This window comes from Corynebacterium aurimucosum ATCC 700975, from assembly GCF_000022905.1.
Taxonomy (GTDB): Bacteria; Actinomycetota; Actinomycetes; order Mycobacteriales; family Mycobacteriaceae; genus Corynebacterium; species Corynebacterium aurimucosum_F.
The window spans coordinates 395,502-411,777 of sequence record NC_012590.1 but is presented as its reverse complement, the minus strand read 5'-3'; the positions used below and the strand labels follow the sequence as shown (position 1 = coordinate 411,777).

12 protein-coding genes are annotated in these 16,276 nt (G+C 61.4%); 1 reads left to right on the top strand and 11 read right to left on the bottom strand.

The window, feature by feature from the left end; translation table 11 throughout:
• Nucleotides 1-70: 70 nt before the first annotated feature.
• The 11 genes from CAURI_RS02025 to CAURI_RS01980 all read right to left on the bottom strand — a co-directional run bounded on the left by CAURI_RS02025 (nucleotide 71) and on the right by CAURI_RS01980 (nucleotide 14,981).
• Nucleotides 71-4,066 (bottom strand): DNA-directed RNA polymerase subunit beta', encoded by a 3,996-nt coding sequence (locus CAURI_RS02025; RefSeq protein WP_010189705.1) that lies wholly within the window; start codon nucleotides 4,064-4,066, stop codon nucleotides 71-73.
• 101 nt (nucleotides 4,067-4,167) lie between these two features.
• On the bottom strand, nucleotides 4,168-7,647 hold the full coding sequence (rpoB, locus tag CAURI_RS02020; protein ID WP_010189706.1) for a DNA-directed RNA polymerase subunit beta: 3,480 nt from the start codon (nucleotides 7,645-7,647) through the stop codon (nucleotides 4,168-4,170).
• Between the two features lie 294 nt (nucleotides 7,648-7,941).
• Entirely contained in the window at nucleotides 7,942-8,898 is a 957-nt protein-coding gene (pgfA, locus tag CAURI_RS02015) for a cell envelope lipid trafficking protein PgfA (RefSeq protein ID WP_010189707.1), read from the bottom strand.
• A gap of 117 nt (nucleotides 8,899-9,015) precedes the next feature.
• Nucleotides 9,016-9,360, bottom strand: a complete 345-nt coding sequence (locus CAURI_RS02010) for a HigA family addiction module antitoxin (RefSeq protein ID WP_186312136.1) — start codon at nucleotides 9,358-9,360, stop codon at nucleotides 9,016-9,018.
• Nucleotides 9,338-9,571, bottom strand: coding sequence for a type II toxin-antitoxin system RelE/ParE family toxin (locus CAURI_RS14070; RefSeq protein ID WP_231913979.1), 234 nt, complete (start codon nucleotides 9,569-9,571; stop codon nucleotides 9,338-9,340). The genes CAURI_RS02010 and CAURI_RS14070 overlap by 23 nt, the downstream gene beginning before the upstream one ends.
• A gap of 214 nt (nucleotides 9,572-9,785) precedes the next feature.
• Nucleotides 9,786-10,172, bottom strand: a complete 387-nt coding sequence (gene rplL / locus CAURI_RS02005) for a 50S ribosomal protein L7/L12 (RefSeq protein ID WP_010189710.1) — start codon at nucleotides 10,170-10,172, stop codon at nucleotides 9,786-9,788.
• Nucleotides 10,173-10,258: 86 nt separating this feature from the next.
• A complete protein-coding gene (gene rplJ, locus CAURI_RS02000; protein ID WP_010189711.1) occupies nucleotides 10,259-10,780 on the bottom strand; it encodes a 50S ribosomal protein L10 in 522 nt (173 codons plus the stop codon).
• A 338-nt stretch (nucleotides 10,781-11,118) separates the two neighbouring features.
• Nucleotides 11,119-11,913, bottom strand: a complete 795-nt coding sequence (locus tag CAURI_RS01995) for an ABC transporter ATP-binding protein (RefSeq protein WP_010189712.1) — start codon at nucleotides 11,911-11,913, stop codon at nucleotides 11,119-11,121.
• A gap of 6 nt (nucleotides 11,914-11,919) precedes the next feature.
• Nucleotides 11,920-12,972, bottom strand: coding sequence for a FecCD family ABC transporter permease (locus tag CAURI_RS01990; protein WP_012714822.1), 1,053 nt, complete (start codon nucleotides 12,970-12,972; stop codon nucleotides 11,920-11,922).
• Nucleotides 12,969-13,916: a FecCD family ABC transporter permease gene (locus CAURI_RS01985; RefSeq protein ID WP_420805234.1), complete on the bottom strand. Its 948-nt coding sequence runs from the start codon at nucleotides 13,914-13,916 to the stop codon at nucleotides 12,969-12,971. The genes CAURI_RS01990 and CAURI_RS01985 overlap by 4 nt, the downstream gene beginning before the upstream one ends.
• 120 nt (nucleotides 13,917-14,036) lie before the next feature.
• On the bottom strand, nucleotides 14,037-14,981 hold the full coding sequence (locus tag CAURI_RS01980; RefSeq protein WP_012714820.1) for an ABC transporter substrate-binding protein: 945 nt from the start codon (nucleotides 14,979-14,981) through the stop codon (nucleotides 14,037-14,039).
• A 124-nt stretch (nucleotides 14,982-15,105) separates the two neighbouring features.
• Between CAURI_RS01980 and CAURI_RS01975 the strand changes: the two genes are divergently transcribed.
• Nucleotides 15,106-15,900, top strand: a complete 795-nt coding sequence (locus tag CAURI_RS01975) for a siderophore-interacting protein (RefSeq protein WP_010189717.1) — start codon at nucleotides 15,106-15,108, stop codon at nucleotides 15,898-15,900.
• Nucleotides 15,901-16,276: the final 376 nt, after the last annotated feature.

The following is a 16,276-nucleotide window of genomic DNA, read 5'->3' as shown; positions in this document are numbered from 1 at the left end:
ACCAGTGTGTGGTGCGTGAAGTGCGGGCTTTTTGGTTTCCCTTTGGTGTTCAAGGGCTAAGGACTAGGTCCTAGAACGTGTAGTCCTCCTCCAGCGGGACGGAGGCGCCGGTGAACTCACCGAAGCCGTCGTCGCCGTAGATGGAATCACCGTAGGTCGGGATGGAGTACGCAGCGTTGCGTGCAGCCTCAGTCGGCTTAACGCTGATGTTGCGGTAACGGGAAATACCGGTACCGGCTGGGATCAGCTTACCGATGATGACGTTCTCCTTCAGACCAATGAGCTGATCCGAGCGCTTGTTAATAGCGGCGTCGGTAAGCACACGCGTGGTCTCCTGGAAGGAGGCCGCCGACAGCCAGGACTCCGTAGCCAGCGAGGCCTTGGTAATACCCATGATCTCGCTGCGCAGCTGAGCCGGCTGGCCTCCCTCAGCGACCTGTGCGGCGTTAACCTGCTTGGCCTCAGAGAGGTCAATGAGGTTGCCCGGCAGCAGGTCGGTGGTACCAGCGTCGATGACGGTACCGCGACGCAGCATCTGGCGGATGATGATCTCGATGTGCTTGTCGTGGATGGCCACACCCTGTGCACGGTAGACAGCCTGGACCTCGTCGATGAGGTGCTTTTCCACACCACGGCGGCCGAGGACCTCCAGCACGTCGTGCGGGTCAGGTGCACCACGCATGAGGCGATCACCGGTGCTGACGTGGTCACCGTCGCGCAGGGAGCGCTCAATCATCGCATCCGGGTTGGACTCCATCGGGCGGCGAACCTGAGCCAGGCCCTGGCGCTTCGACAGCTTCTCATAAACGACGTTGTCGGAGCCATCATCAGGGGTGATGGTCAGCGTCCAGAAGTTGCCCTCATCGGATAGGGAGACGGTGCCGTCGACAGAGGCGATAGGCGCACGGTTCTTCGGGTTACGGGCCTCGAAGAGCTCCTGAACACGCGGCAGACCACCGGTAATATCGCCACCGACACCACCCTGGTGGAAGGTACGCATCGTCAGCTGGGTACCCGGCTCACCAATGGACTGCGCGGCCACGATGCCGACGGCCTCGCCGATATCGACCAGCTGGCCGGAGGCCATGGACTTGCCGTAGCACTTGGCACAGACACCGGCCGGGGTCTGGCAGGTCAGCACGGAGCGGACCTTGATTTCCAGCACACCAGCGTTGACGATCGTGCGGCTGAGTTCCTCAGTCAGGTCGGTGCCTGCCTCAGCGATGACCTCGCCGTTTTCATCCTTGACGTCGTTAGCCACGACGCGGCCGGAGGCGGAGGTCTCCCACAGCTCGTGCAGGTCGTAGGAGCCAGGGGCAACCTCGATGCCGAGCGGGACGCGCACGCCCTGGCGGGTGCCACAGTCCTCCTCGCGGACGATGACGTCCTGCGCCACGTCCACCAGACGACGGGTGAGGTAGCCGGAGTCAGCGGTACGCAGAGCGGTATCCGCCAGACCCTTACGGGAACCGTGCGAGTTGTTGAAGTACTCCAGAACCGACAGGCCCTCGCGGAAGGAGGTCTTAATCGGACGGGTGATGTAGTCACCCTTGGAGTTCACAACCATGCCCTTCATGCCGGCCAGGGTCCAGATCTGACGCATGTTACCGGCAGCACCGGACTTCACGATCATCGGAATCGGGTTGTCGTCGGGGTACATCTCTTCTACGGCGTTACCCACGGTGTCCGTGGCATCCTTCCACAGCTCCACCAGGCGGTCGTAGCGCTCGCGCTCGGTCAGGGCACCCTGCTCCCAGTACTTGCGCTCGATGCGCTCTGCTTCCTTCTCATAAGACTCGAGAACCTCGGTCTTGTTCGGCAGAACCAGAACGTCGTGCATGGTGATGGTCACGCCGGAACGGGTGGCCCAGTAGAAGCCCGCGTCCTTCATCTTGTCCAGAACCTGGGCAACGGTGATCATCGGGTACTTGGCAGCGAGGTCATTAATGACGTCGCCCAGCAGCATCTTGTTGCCAGCGCCGCCCTTACGGACCATGACGCCCTCAAGGTACGGGTAGTTCCACGGCAGCAGGTCATTGAACATGATGCGGCCCAGGGTGGTCTCAGCGAGCCATGCCTGACCCTTCTGCCAACCATCCGGGAACTGCTCTGCCTCGATGTCTGACGGCGGACGCAGGTGAGAGATGCGCACCTTGATCGGGGCCTGCAGGCCCAGAACGCCGCGGTCACGGGCCATGATGGCCTCCGCGTAAGAGGAGTACACGCCCTGCTCCGGACGGTCCTCGGTGGCGGGCTGGTAACGGCCCTCGCCACCGATCTCGTCCTCACCCTTATCCATGGTGAGGTAGTACAGGCCGGTAACCATATCCAGGCGCGGCATAGCCAGCGGCTTACCGGAGGCCGGAGACAGAATGTTGTTGGAAGCCAGCATCAGCACGCGGGCCTCAGCCTGTGCCTCGGCGGACAGCGGCAGGTGGACTGCCATCTGGTCACCGTCGAAGTCAGCGTTGAAAGCCTCACAAGCCAGCGGATGCAGCTGGATGGCCTTACCTTCGACGAGCTTCGGCTCGAAGGCCTGGATACCCAGGCGGTGCAGGGTAGGTGCACGGTTCAGCATCACCGGGTGCTCGGAAATGGCCTCTTCGAGGACGTCCCACACCTCAGGGCGCTGGCGCTCCACCATGCGCTTAGCGGACTTGATGTTCTGCGCGTAGTCGTTCTCTACCAGACGCTTCATGACGAAGGGCTTGAACAGCTCCAGAGCCATGAGCTTCGGCAGACCACACTCGTGCAGCTTGAGCTGCGGACCAACGATAATCACGGAACGGCCGGAGTAGTCCACGCGCTTACCCAGCAGGTTCTGGCGGAAGCGGCCCTGCTTACCCTTGAGCAGGTCAGACAGGGACTTCAGCGGGCGGTTACCCGGGCCGGTGACTGGACGGCCGCGGCGGCCGTTGTCGAAGAGCGCGTCAACGGACTCCTGCAGCATGCGCTTCTCGTTGTTCACGATGATCTCGGGAGCGCCGAGGTCGATCATGCGCTTGAGGCGGTTGTTGCGGTTGATCACGCGACGGTAGAGGTCGTTGAGGTCGGAGGTGGCGAAGCGGCCACCGTCCAGCTGCACCATCGGGCGCAGCTCCGGCGGAATCACCGGGATAGCATCCAGGACCATGCCGGCCGGGTCGTTGCCCGAGCGCAGGAAGGCTGCAACAACCTTCAGGCGCTTGAGGGCACGCATCTTCTTCTGGCCCTTGCCGTTGTTGATGATCTCCTTGAGCTCCTCGGCCTCAGCCTCGAGGTCGAAGTTGCGGATGAGGGTCTGAATAGCCTCTGCACCCATGCCGCCGGTGAAGTAATCCTCGTAGCGGTCAACCAGCTCTTCGTAGATGGTCTCATCGATGATCATCTGCTTCGGAGCCAGCTTGATGAAGGTGTTCCAGATTTCATCGAGGCGAGCGACCTCACGCTCACCGCGCTCGCGGATGTGCTGCATCTCCTTGTCGGCAGCGTTCTGGACCTTGCGGCGGGCGTCGGCCTTAGCGCCGGCGGCCTCCAGCTCGGCCAGATCCTGCTCGAGCTTGGCAGCGCGCTCAGCGATCTCTGCCTCGACGTCATCCTCCACGTCCTTCTTCTCCAGCAGCATTTCTGCTTCCAGAGTGGACTGGTCATTGTGGCGAGCTTCCTCGTCCACGGAGGTGATGATGTTGGCGGCGAAGTAAATGATGCGCTCAAGGTCCTTCGGAGCTAGGTCCAGCAGGTAGCCCAGGCGGGAAGGAACGCCCTTGAAGTACCAGATGTGGGTAACCGGCGCGGCCAGCTCGATGTGGCCCATGCGCTCACGGCGCACCTTGGACTTGGTCACCTCGACGCCACAGCGCTCACAGATGATGCCCTTGTAGCGCACGCGCTTGTACTTACCGCAGGCGCACTCCCAGTCACGGGTCGGGCCGAAGATGCGCTCACAGAAAAGGCCGTCCTTCTCCGGCTTCAGGGTGCGGTAGTTAATGGTTTCGGGTTTCTTGACCTCGCCCTTGGACCAGCGACGGATGTCCTCTGCGGTGGCCAGCCCGATGCGGAGCTCGTCGAAGAGATTTACGTCAAACACGTAATGTCTCCCTTTCATCCCCCGTCAGGGGGAAGTTGATGGCTTTGTATGTAGGTGGTGTTTCGTTATGCCCGCCGCAGCTGAGGCGGCGGACCAAGAAGCTAGGCGATGTCTGCGTCGGAGCGCTCGTCGCGGGACAGGTTAATGCCCAGGGACGGAGCGCCGTCCATGTCATCATCGTCGGAGCCGGACAGTTCCATCGGGGTGCCGTCGGTGGAGAGAACCTCCACGTTCAGGCAGAGGGACTGCAACTCCTTGAGGAGGACCTTGAAGGACTCCGGGATGCCCGGATCCGGGATGTTGTCACCCTTGACAATGGCCTCGTAGACCTTGACGCGGCCGACCACGTCATCGGACTTGATGGTCAACAGCTCCTGCAGGGTGTAGGCAGCGCCGTATGCCTGCATTGCCCACACCTCCATCTCACCGAAGCGCTGGCCACCGAACTGCGCCTTACCACCCAGCGGCTGCTGGGTAATCATGGAGTACGGACCGGTGGAGCGGGCGTGAATCTTCTCGTCGACGAGGTGGTGCAGCTTGAGCATGTACATGTAGCCGACGGAAACCGGGTACATGTACGGCTCACCGGAGCGGCCGTCGAAGAGGCGGGCCTTGCCGTGCTCATCCACCATGACGTCACCATCGCGGTTCGGCTTGGAGGAAGCCAACAGGCGAGAGATCTCCTCGTTGGTGGCACCGTCAAAGACTGGGGTTGCGGTGAGAGACTCTGGCGGGACGTCGTAAAGCTCTTCCGGCAGGGTCTTGAGCAGCTCGGCGTTGGCCGGGTCCTCGGTGTCGATCTTCCAACCTGCGTGTGCCAGCCAGCCGAGGTGAACCTCGAGAACCTGGCCGATGTTCATACGACGCGGCACACCGTGGGTGTTCAGGATGATGTCCACCGGGGTGCCATCCTCCATGAACGGCATATCCTCCGGCGGGAGAATCTTGCCCACAACGCCCTTGTTGCCGTGGCGACCGGCGAGCTTATCGCCGTCCTGGATCTTGCGCTTCTGAGCCACGTAGACGCGGATCATTTCGTTGACGCCCGGGGCCAGATCGTCGTCATCCTCGCGGGAGAAGCGGGAAACGCCGATGACCTTACCGGTCTCACCGTGCGGCACCTTCATGGAGGTATCGCGCACCTCGCGGGCCTTCTCACCGAAGATGGCGCGCAGCAGGCGCTCCTCCGGGGTCAGCTCGGTCTCGCCCTTCGGGGTTACCTTACCGACGAGGATGTCGCCCGCGCGGACGTCGGCACCGATGCGGACGATGCCGCGCTCGTCGAGGTCACGCAGAACGTCATCGGAGACGTTCGGGATCTCGCGGGTGATCTCCTCCGGGCCCAGCTTGGTATCGCGAGCATCGATCTCGTGCTCCTCGATGTGGATCGAGGTGAGGATGTCCTCCTCCACGATGCGCTGGTTAAGGATGATGGCGTCCTCGTAGTTGTGGCCTTCCCACGGCATGAAGGCAACCAGCAGGTTGCGGCCGAGGGACATCTCACCGTTGTGGGTACCGGGGCCGTCGGCAAGCACCTGGCCCGCCTCGACGCGCTCGCCCAGGGACACCAGCGGGGTCTGGTTGTAGTTGGTGTTCTGGTTGGTGCGCTCGAACTTGCGCAGCATGTAGGTATCGCGCTGGCCCTCGTCATCCATGATGGTGATGAGGTCCGCGGTGACGTTCTCCACCACGCCCGCCTTCGGGGTGATGATGAGGTCACCAGCATCGTAGGCAGCGCGCTGCTCCATACCGGTGCCCACGTACGGGGCCTCGGAGCGCACCAGCGGCACGGCCTGGCGCTGCATGTTCGCACCCATGAGGGCACGGTTAGCATCGTCGTGCTCGAGGAACGGAATCATGGCGGTTGCCACGGAGACCATCTGGCGCGGGGACACGTCGACGTAGTCCACGCCGGAGGCGTCGGTCACACCGATATCGCCATCCTTGAGGCGGACTTCGATGCGGTCGCCGGTCAGGGTGCCGTCGGCATCCTTCTCAACCTCGGCCTGCGCGATAGCGAAGCGATCCTCTTCATCGGCGGTGAGGTACTCCACCTGGTCGGTGACCTTGCCGTCCACAACCTTGCGGTACGGGGTCTCGATGAAGCCGAAAGCGTTCACGCGAGCGTAGGAAGCCAGCGAGCCGATCAGGCCAATGTTCGGGCCTTCCGGGGTCTCAATCGGGCACATGCGGCCGTAGTGCGAAGCGTGAACGTCTCGCACCTCAATGCCGGCGCGCTCACGGGACAGACCGCCCGGGCCCAGCGCAGACAGGCGGCGCTTGTGAGTCAGGCCGGACAGGGAGTTGTTCTGGTCCATGAACTGCGAGAGCTGGGAGGTACCGAAGAACTCGCGGATGGCAGCAGAAACCGGGCGAACGTTAATCAGGGAGGTCGGGGTAATCGACTCTGCATCCTGGGTGGTCATGCGCTCGCGGACGACGCGCTCCATGCGGGACAGGCCCACGCGGACCTGGTTCTGGATGAGCTCGCCGACGGTGCGCAGACGACGGTTACCAAAGTGGTCAATGTCGTCGGTGTGGATGGAAATCATCTCACCGTTCGGGGCCTTCATCTCACGCTCGCCGGCGTGCAGGCGCACGAGGTACTCGAGGGTGACGGCGATGTCTTCCTCGGTCAGGGTCATCAGACCGTCGTGGTCTCCGCCCAGGCCGAGCTTGCGGTTGACCTTGTAGCGGCCCACCTTGGCCAGGTCATAGCGCTTGGCGCGGAAGAAGGAGTTATCCAGCAGTGCCTGCGCGAGGTCACGCGTGGGCTGCTCGCCCGGGCGCTGCTTGCGGTAAATCTCCAGCAGAGCCTCATCGGTGTTGGCCACGCCATCGGACTCGAGGGTGGACATCATGAGCTCGGAGAAACCGAAGCGCTCCTTAATCTGCTCCTCGGTCCAACCCAGGGCCTTGAGCAGCACGGTCACCGGCTGGCGGCGCTTGCGGTCGATACGAACGCCGACGGTGTCGCGCTTGTCGACGTCAAACTCCAACCATGCACCGCGGGAAGGAATGACCTTCACGGAGTGCAGAGGGCGCTCGGTGGACTTGTCGATGGTCTGGTCGAAGTAGACACCCGGGGAACGCACGAGCTGCGAAACGATAACGCGCTCGGTGCCGTTGACGATGAAGGTGCCCTTCTCGGTCATCATCGGGAAATCGCCGATGAAGACGGTCTGGGACTTAATCTCCTGGGTGTCGTTATTGATGAATTCTGCGGTGACGTACAGTGGCGCCGAGTAGTTGATGTCCTTCTCTTTGCACTCGTCCACGGTGTTCTTCACCGGCTCGAAGCGAGGCTCCGACAGGGACAGGGACATGTTGCCCGAGTAATCCTGGATCGGAGAAAGCTCCTCGAGGATATCCTCAAGGCCGCTCGTCACGCGTGCGTCTTCGCCGCGCTCTGCCTGCTCGCGCTCGCGCCACTCGGGGGTGCCGATGAGCCACGCGTAAGAATCGAGTTGTAGATCGAGGAGGCCCGGGACGGCGATAGGCTCGCTGATTTTAGCGAAGGAGTATCGCTTCGGGGCTCCAGGGATGTTGGCCACTGACTTGGTCTGGCGGGAGACTGCCAAGATGGGTCCTTCCAGTACCTCTGGCGGATTGCGGCCCCACCCTGGCCGGTGAGGTGCAAAACCGCTGGTAGATTTAGCATTCGGTCTGCTGTGGAATGACTGGGTTTAGAATGCACAAAATCACCTTGTCAAGTCGGTTTTACCATCACCGCTCGAAAGGCTAAATGTGCACTAAAGATCCAGATTCCAGCGCAACGAAATAGCCTATAGCATAACGGCAGCCTTGTAAAGGCGAAACTCGCTATTGGCGTGTCGCTCCGTAGATCTGCACGCGCGGGCCTCTAGCACGCGCGGCTAGCGGGCGTGTCGGCTGGCGGGACGACGGAAAGCGCCCAACGCCCCGAGCAACACCAGAAGTGCGCCGATTCCGACGCCGCCCCAGCGCACCCACTGCCCCACAGCACTGCGCGGGAAGCGCTCAGCTTGCTGGAGCAACTCCGCGCGGGATTCTTCGTCGGTAGCACCTTGAAACGCGAACTGCACCTCGCGCTCGTTGCCCTCACGGTCAGCCCAGTAGTCCCGCACGTCAATGTCCATGCCCACGACGAGTCCGGTGGCCTGATCTACAAAGAGGTCCCGCGTTGCAGCGTGGAAGAGGTAGCCCTGCTCGGTGGAGCCATCCTCGTTGCTCAGCGTGGTGGTCGTGCTGCCGGCGTAGAGGGTAGCCACGTTGGTGGGCTCGATCTCCTGATGGTAGCGGTAGACCGTACGGCCGTCGATGTCGAGGGATTCCTCGAAGACAGCGTCGGCCGCCTTGCGCAGCACCGGGTCAAAGACCGGGTAGGTGGTCTGTTCGGCATCGGCGGGCAGCTTCAGCCAGTAGCCCTCAACCGGGACCTCCGCCGTGGGCGAGCCCATGGTGTGGGAGAGTGCTGCCGGACCTGTGGCCTCACCACTGAGGCGATCGACGGGATAGTTCCACACGCGGGCAAAGCTTAAGTCCTCTACGTTGCCCGTGCCGCCGCGGATGGCGGACTCCCCCACCCGCAGCGTTGCGGTGTCCTTATCCGCCGGATCCTGGATATCCATGTTGAGCTGATAGGTCATCGGCCCCTCGTACTGCGTAACACCCTCCGCGGACAGCGCCTGCGCGGTGGCGTTCTCATCCTGCATCGTCCACGTGGTGTTCTCAATATCCAGCGGTAGGCGCGGGCTAAAGCTCAAGAAGCTCGACGCCGTCAGGCCGGCCGCGATCAGCGCAACGCCGAGGCCGAGCAGGAGGACGGAGAAGATGCGGGACTTGGGCAGCATGGTGGCTTATCCTACCGATTCGTTTGTTCAAAACACATTTCCCTGGAGGGTGCGTTTCAGATTTATGGGGCGCTGCGGGGCGACCCTTACCTCGCATTGAGCGCAAGTTATCTTTTTCTATGAGTGAGAGTCGGCTTCTTCTTTGTGATTCCACGGGACGATGGCGCTGACATCCGTAGTCTGGCGAGCTTTCCACAGATCGTATTCCTCTTGGAGCCCGAGCCAGAACTCCGCGGAATTCCCAAAGTAGGCCGACAAACGCAAAGCCATATCGGCACTGATACCGAGCGCACCGCGAGTGATTTTGGAAACTTGGGAACGAGTAGTGCCAATGTCGTTGGCCAGGCGATACTGGGTGATACCGCAGGGTTTGAGGAATTCTAGGAGAAGGACTTCTCCAGGATGCGGAACGGGAACAACATCAACATGAGTATGCGCGTCAGTGGTAGTCGATAAAGTCAACGTCAACAGCTCCTTCGGGTGTCCACTTGAATATGATGCGCCACTGCGAGTTGACGCGAATTGAGTAGTAGCCCTCAAGGTCACCCTTGAGCCGCTCCAACCGGTTTGCTGGTGGAATCCGAAGGTCCGTGACATTTACAGACCGCCCAATCATAAGTAACTTGCGGCGCACTACCGAGCGCAATTCCGATGGAATATATCGCGGCGGCACACCATCCTGATGGAACCGCTCGAGACTTCTACGCCGAAATTGCACACCCCAATAGTGTCTCCCTTTGACCCTAGTGTCAAGACCTGACACGCAATCCTTAGAATCCGGGGCCGGACCCAACAAAACGGGAACAACCCCGCACCGCGCAAAGCGGAACGAGGTTGTTGGTGCGCAGCGAGTGTGCTGCGCGGGAAAGCTGAGTAATTCAGGTGAATTACTTGAGCTCGACGGAAGCGCCAGCCTCTTCGAGCTTAGCCTTAGCAGCCTCAGCGTCGTCCTTGGAAGCACCCTCGAGGATAGCCTTCGGAGCACCCTCAACGAGCTCCTTAGCTTCCTTCAGGCCCAGGCCGGAGACGATCTCGCGGACAGCCTTAATAACGCCGATCTTCTTAGCGCCAGCGTCGGTCAGAACGACGTCGAACTCGGTCTTCTCTTCCTCAGCGGCACCGCCGGCAGCCGGGGCACCAGCAGCAACAGCAGCAACCGGAGCAGCGGCCTCAACGTCGAAGACCTCCTCGAACTCCTTGACGAACTCGGAGAGCTCGATGAGGGTCATTTCCTTGAAAGCTTCAATGAGCTCGTCCTTGGTGAGCTTAGCCATGATTGGCATCCTTTCTCATTGTTCCTGGCCGCGCTAGGCCGCCAGATAAGTGTGTGTGTTTAAGTTGTGCGCCTGTAATTGGCGTCTTAAGCTTCCGCAGCCTTCTTGTCCTGCAGGGCCGCAGCGGTGCGGACCATCTTGGTTGCAGGAGCGTTGAATACGGCGGCAGCCTTTGCCATAGAACCCTTCATGGCGCCAGCCAGCTTTGCGAGGGTGGTCTCGCGGTTGTCCAGCTTGGCGATGGCCTCAACCTGGTCGGCAGACAGAGCGTTGCCGTCCATGTAGCCACCCTTGATAACGAGTGCCTTGTTGTCATCAGCAAACTTGGTGATGACCTTCGCAGCATCCACTGCCTCACCCTTGATGAACGCAATAGCGGTCGGGCCGGTCAGGTGCTCGTCAAGACCCTCGATGCCAGCTTCGTTGGCAGCGATCTTGAAAAGGGTGTTCTTGGCGACGGAGTACTCAACGTCAAAGCCGAGGTTGTTACGCAGCTCCTGGAGCTGACCCACGGTCAGGCCACGGTACTCGGTAAGCACGATGGAGTTTGCACCCTCGAGCTTCTCCTTCAGTGCCGCCAGGTCTGCGGTGTTCTTCGGGTTTGCCATTTTCTACTTCGCCTCCTTTCGAAACATCTCTTGTGTTTTCCGCCGGGGCCTTCCCTACTCCGCTTGCCCGATGGACAACCGAAATAACAAAAGCCCCGTGCAAGAGCACAGGGCGCGCGCGGAAATCCGCGCTCATTCGCAAAGTGTCTCCTGCGTGGGCCGCCCTCTAGGATGAGGAACCTTCGATCCGGGTATCCGGATGACCGACGGTCTTCGGTGAACTTTGACTCGACCGCAGCGGGCCGTTCAAACTTCGCTAGGTACTTTACAACCCGACCTGCCACAACTCCAAATCGCTCCTGCGGGAGCTGTCGACTCGGGTTCCTGGATTAGCGTTGTTAGTCGCTGAGCACCCCACGCGGAACGATGACGGGGGCGTCGCTGCGCGGGTCGTCCCAGATCTCAGCGTCGATGCCATAGGCGGCTGCCAGCACGTCTTTCCGCAACGCCTGGCGGGGTGTTCCCTGCGCGATGACCTCGCCGCCATTCATGACCACCATGGTGTCGGAGTACTGCCCGGCCAGCATGAGATCGTGCAACACGACGACGACCGTTTTCCCTGCATCGGCTTGCTTGCGCACAAGCTGCAAAACGCTGATGGCATGGGCCGGATCAAGGAAGGTTGTGGGTTCGTCAAGAAGCAGCACTGGCGTGTCCTGCGCCAAGGCCAGCGCGAGCCAGACCCGCTGGCGCTGGCCGCCCGAGAGCGCCGCGATGTCACAGTCGATGAAGTCCGTAATGCCAGTCTCCACGCAGGCCTGCGCGATGATGTCGCGGTCCTTCGCGGATAGGCCCCGACCGCGGCCCAGGTGCGGGTATCGGCCCCGTGCGACGAGCTCTCCCACCCGCAGCCCATCCGGCGCCGTCGGCTGCTGCGGAAGGAGCGCCACGTGGGCAGCTGCTTCCTTCGGGCTCATGGCGTGCACGTCCAACTCGCCGATGTGCACGCTCCCCTGCCGCGGGCGAAGAATCTTAGACAAGGTCTTCAACAACGTGGATTTGCCGCAGCCATTAGGCCCGATAAGCGTGGTGATTTCGCCCGGGCGTGCCACCAAGTCAACACCCGACAGGATGTCTTCCCCGTCCTTATAGCCGGCATGAATACCGGTGGCCGTAATTTCTCTGTCTTTCACTAGCTCTTATCCTCTCCGCCGTGCGGCATTCCACACCAAGATGACCAGGGCGCATCCTCCAATGATGGAGGAGACGGCACCCACCGGAGCGTCCATCGGCAACGCTCCAGCAATGACAGCGCACGCGCTCAACAAGGCAGCGCCAGCAGCACACGAAACCAGCGGCACAGGCGTGGGTGTGCGGGCAACGATGCGCCCCACATGCGGGGCCAGAAGCGCGATGAAACCAATGGGACCGGCCACGGATACGGTCACGGCGCAGATGCCCGTAGCTGCGACCAGCAGCAGCGCGCGTGTTCGCGTGATGTTAACCCCGAGGGAAAGGGCCGAGAGATCATCGTGTGCAAGGAGCGGCAGCTCCCGAGCACACCACAGGCCAAGCACCACGAAAGGAGTCAACCCTACGAGCAGTGGAACAATGACCTCCATCCGCACAAAACCCGTGGTTCCCGCCAGCCACAGCTGGGATTGCGCCGCGCGGAGGAGCTCGGCTGCGCGCAAGAGATACGCCACCAGTGCTTGGAACAGCAGGGAGAGCGCGATTCCGACGATGACGATGCGGTTGCTCGTGCCGATTCCCCCGAGCGCCACCAGCAGGATGGCCGCTAGCACCGCGCCCAGCAGCGCGAGCCCTGCCCGCCACCAGAACATGGAGAGTCCGTCGGCAAGCAACGGCCGGGAGAATACCGTTCCGAGGACCACCATGACGGACGCGCCACCAGTCACGCCAAGAATGTCAGGCGAGGCCAGCGGATTGCGCGACATGGATTGCGTCCACGACCCCGCCAAGCCGAGTGCGGCTCCCACGACGAGGGTCGCTATCGCCACCGGCATGCGCAGGTCCCAGACAACGCGGATTTCGCTTCGGCTTCCGCCGCCGTTGAGGATCTCTAGGACTCGCCCCGGGCTCAAGTCCACGGGTCCTTGGCCCAGCAGGAGAACATAGGAGCTTGCTGCGACCAGAACAAAGAAGCAGGTCGCCGCCCATATCCATGCCCGGCGCTGCCGTTCCTGGGAACGCAGTTGCTTGACGACGTCCCCCTTCACCCGCCCACTCATAGCTTGTGCTCCCCACGGTGTACGGCCCAGATGAGAAATGGTGCGCCCACAAAGGCCAAGACGATGGACATCTCCAACTCAGAGGGGCCCGCGATGAGGCGGCCGAGAATATCCGCAGCAAGTACGGAGCAACCACCGAGCAATGCGGCTGGGACAATCATCGCGGTAACTTCTGGCCCCGTGAACCGGCGCAGCAGATGAGGGATGGCGAATCCGACGAAGGCAATGGGCCCCGTCGCTGCAGTTGCGCATCCCGCTAGAACAACGATGCTCAAGGCAGCGCCGCGCCGCGCCAGCGTGGGAGAACCACCTAGAGCAACCGAGGATTCCTCCCCCATTGCCAGCAGATCGAGCGGGCGCGCCACACGTGCGGCGATGATAAACCCGACGAGCAATCCGGCACCTGCGATGGCGACATCCTCTGGGCCGCGCCCAAACGTGGAGCCGATGGTCCACCGGCGCATGCTGTCTAGGACATCCGTGGAGTACAGGCCGATCAGCATGGCGCCAGAACTCAAGGCAGCAGCAACTCCTGCGCCGACTAGGACCAGAGTCAGGGGATCCTGGAACCGCCGGGATACACCCAGCACTAATGCTGTGGCCATGCCGGCACCGATGAGGGCGAGCGCGGTCCGCATCCCGGTAGAGGTGGCGACACCTAGCGCCGTCCCGAGGGCAACCAGGAACGAAGCTCCCGCAGTAATACCAATGAAGCCCGGATCGGCCAAGGGGTTTCTAGTCCAGGACTGAGCGATAACACCCGATACCGCGATGGCCGCTCCCGCGAAGTAGGCCACGAACGTGCGGGGGATACGCAAATCCCACACGATATTCTCGATATCCGCTTCGCCTCCACGGAGGAGCGCAGAAAACAGATCAGGCAACGGAATAGCCCTAGAGCCCACCACCAGTGAGCACAGCAGAAGGAGGAGGGTCGACACCACTAGTGCCGTGGTGAGCAGTGCGCGGCTTCTCCCCCTCGAATCCAATGCGGCTGCCTCACCACTGTGGCGTGTACCCGCAGCACCGTGGATAGCCTCAGCCTTCCTCGGTAATGCGAGCACTTAGAGCTTCTCTTCGAACTTATCGACGGCCCACGGGATCGTCAGCGGGTTCGGCATGCTCATCGCATTACCGGTGTCCGTGTCCAGGTAGCGCACACGACCATCCTTGACCACATCTAGGCCTTGGAACGTGGAATCCTTCTTCAGCTCATCGGCCGCACCGTTGTAATCCAAGACGAACAGGTAGTCCACGTCGTTGAGTTGGGAGTAGTTTTCCGGTGCGTAGTCCACGAAGAAGCTGGAACCATCGCCCTGCAGTTCCTGCGGGATCTCAAAGCCCAGGTTCTCAATGAACTGGCCGCGGCCGTCGTCTGCTGTGTAGAGGCCTAGCTTCCCGTCATAGGGCATGACGATGGCTGCTCGCTTGCCCTGCAGCTCCGGGTGGGAGTCCCTGAACTGCTCAAAGGCCTCCTCCGATTGGTCAATAAGCTTCTCCCCCTCCTCTTCCTTATCCACGGCAGCGGCGATGGTCTTGACTTGCTCCTCCCAGGGGATCTGCCAGTCCTCGAAACTTTCTGGCTTCACGGTCAGCGGGGCGATATCCTCGAGGGATTTCTTTGCCTCCTGGTCCACTGCCTGGTTCACGGCGATGATCTGCGTGGGATCCGAGGCCGTGACCTGTTCAAGAACCTCGGCCGTGAAACCGGAAGCGGTGTTATAGATGACCTCGGGCTTCGCATCTCCCAAAAGCTCCTTCGCCCATGGGCCAACGCCTGAGCCATCGCCGTCGCCTTGCGAACCCCACGGCGCCACGGCAACCGGAGTGATTCCGAGCGCCAGCACGGTATCGGCGTCACCCAGCCCCAGGCTGGCAACCCGCACCTCCTCAGCGCTGCCCGCACCCGCGTTGTCCTCGCCGCTTCCGCGCGAGCACCCCGTCAGAGCAATCGCTGCCGCCGAGACAATCGCGACCACAGCTTTCACGCGCCGGTGGATAGCAAACATGGAATAAACCTTTCCTTCGACGGGGGCGAGCACATAAGCATTCGCACTCCTAATTTATTTGAGGCTAGCCTAGCCTCTACTCTATGATGGATTCAAATTTCCCTCATACCTAGGAACAATTCCCTTGACGCACCACCGCTTATTACCCGTCACCCTCACGGGGAATACCCGCCTCAAGCCGCGGCTGCACCGCCTTACTTTTCACTCGCCTGCCTTCGGCTCCTACCCCCTAGCCGGGCCTGATGAGTATTTTGGCCTCCTCATGCCCCAGGACGGGCAGGAGTTTTCGCCCTTCCCAGTTGAGGATGCCAATGTGCGCGCCGCCGTCACTGGAGTGCCCGACGACATACGCCCGGCATTGCGGTGGTACACAATTCGCAGGCTCAACCATAAAACCTGCACCATCGATGTCGATGTGGTGACCCATGGCGATAATGGCCCGGGCTCGCGGTGGATCCTCAAGGCCCAACCCGGAGACACCGCCGGAATCTATACCGGGCAAGCACGGTGGCAGGCCCCTAAGAAGTCACAGCTATTACTGGCGGACGCCTCCGCTCTCCCAGCGCTATGGCACATCCTGGAGCACTACGAAGCCTTCTCACCGGAAACCTTGAGCGGCGTCGACGTCGTTGCCATGATTGCGGATGACGCCGAGATTGAAGACGGCTTTGAAAAGAAGTGGCGTAGCAAGGTTCACTCGCTCACCATGGTCACTGCCCCGCACGAGGAACACAGCGCACGCGCCGTTCAGCTTCTTGGTTCCCGTTTCTCCGCGGATACAGCGCCTGATTCGGTGTGGGTATCCGGCGAAGGGGACCTGGCCAAAGCAGTGCGCTCGATAGCCGTGCATGACTGGTGCGTGCCGCGCGAAGACGTCATCTGGTCCGTGTACTGGATGAAAGGCAAGCCGCGACCTTAGTTCCTTCGCACGCATCTAATACTTTAACCGGCAGTGGGTCTCGGTACGCTTCCACATGGTTCCCGTCAGAAGGTTCCTGTCAAGAGGTTTCAGTCAGAAGGTTCACTTGCCCCCAAACGAACCATCTTCACTCCCCCAGATGGTTTGTTTGCCCCCAAGAAAACCTTATGACTAGAACCATCTACATCCAGCGCCCGCGTTTTGCCCCAGGCCTGATGCATCCCCGCTTAAGCCCATGTCCCGAATCCAAGGCAGGGAGCACCTGGCTTGGGCGCACACAGCACAACGCGGGTCCCAGTTAAATCCGGAACCCGCGTTGTAAGGGGTCTTGTTTATCAGGCGGTTTCTCACGCCGCCCGCCCTGCAAGACTCAGGG

Excerpts from the sequence above, each read along its gene's own strand:
- rplJ (WP_010189711.1), bottom strand. The coding sequence starts at position 10,780 with ATGGCAAACCCGAAGAACACCGCAGACCTGGCGGCACTGAAGGAGAAG.
- CAURI_RS01980 (WP_012714820.1), bottom strand. The coding sequence starts at position 14,981 with ATGTTTGCTATCCACCGGCGCGTGAAAGCTGTGGTCGCGATTGTCTCG.
- CAURI_RS01990 (WP_012714822.1), bottom strand. The coding sequence starts at position 12,972 with ATGAGTGGGCGGGTGAAGGGGGACGTCGTCAAGCAACTGCGTTCCCAG.
- pgfA (WP_010189707.1), bottom strand. The coding sequence starts at position 8,898 with ATGCTGCCCAAGTCCCGCATCTTCTCCGTCCTCCTGCTCGGCCTCGGC.
- rplL (WP_010189710.1), bottom strand. The coding sequence starts at position 10,172 with ATGGCTAAGCTCACCAAGGACGAGCTCATTGAAGCTTTCAAGGAAATG.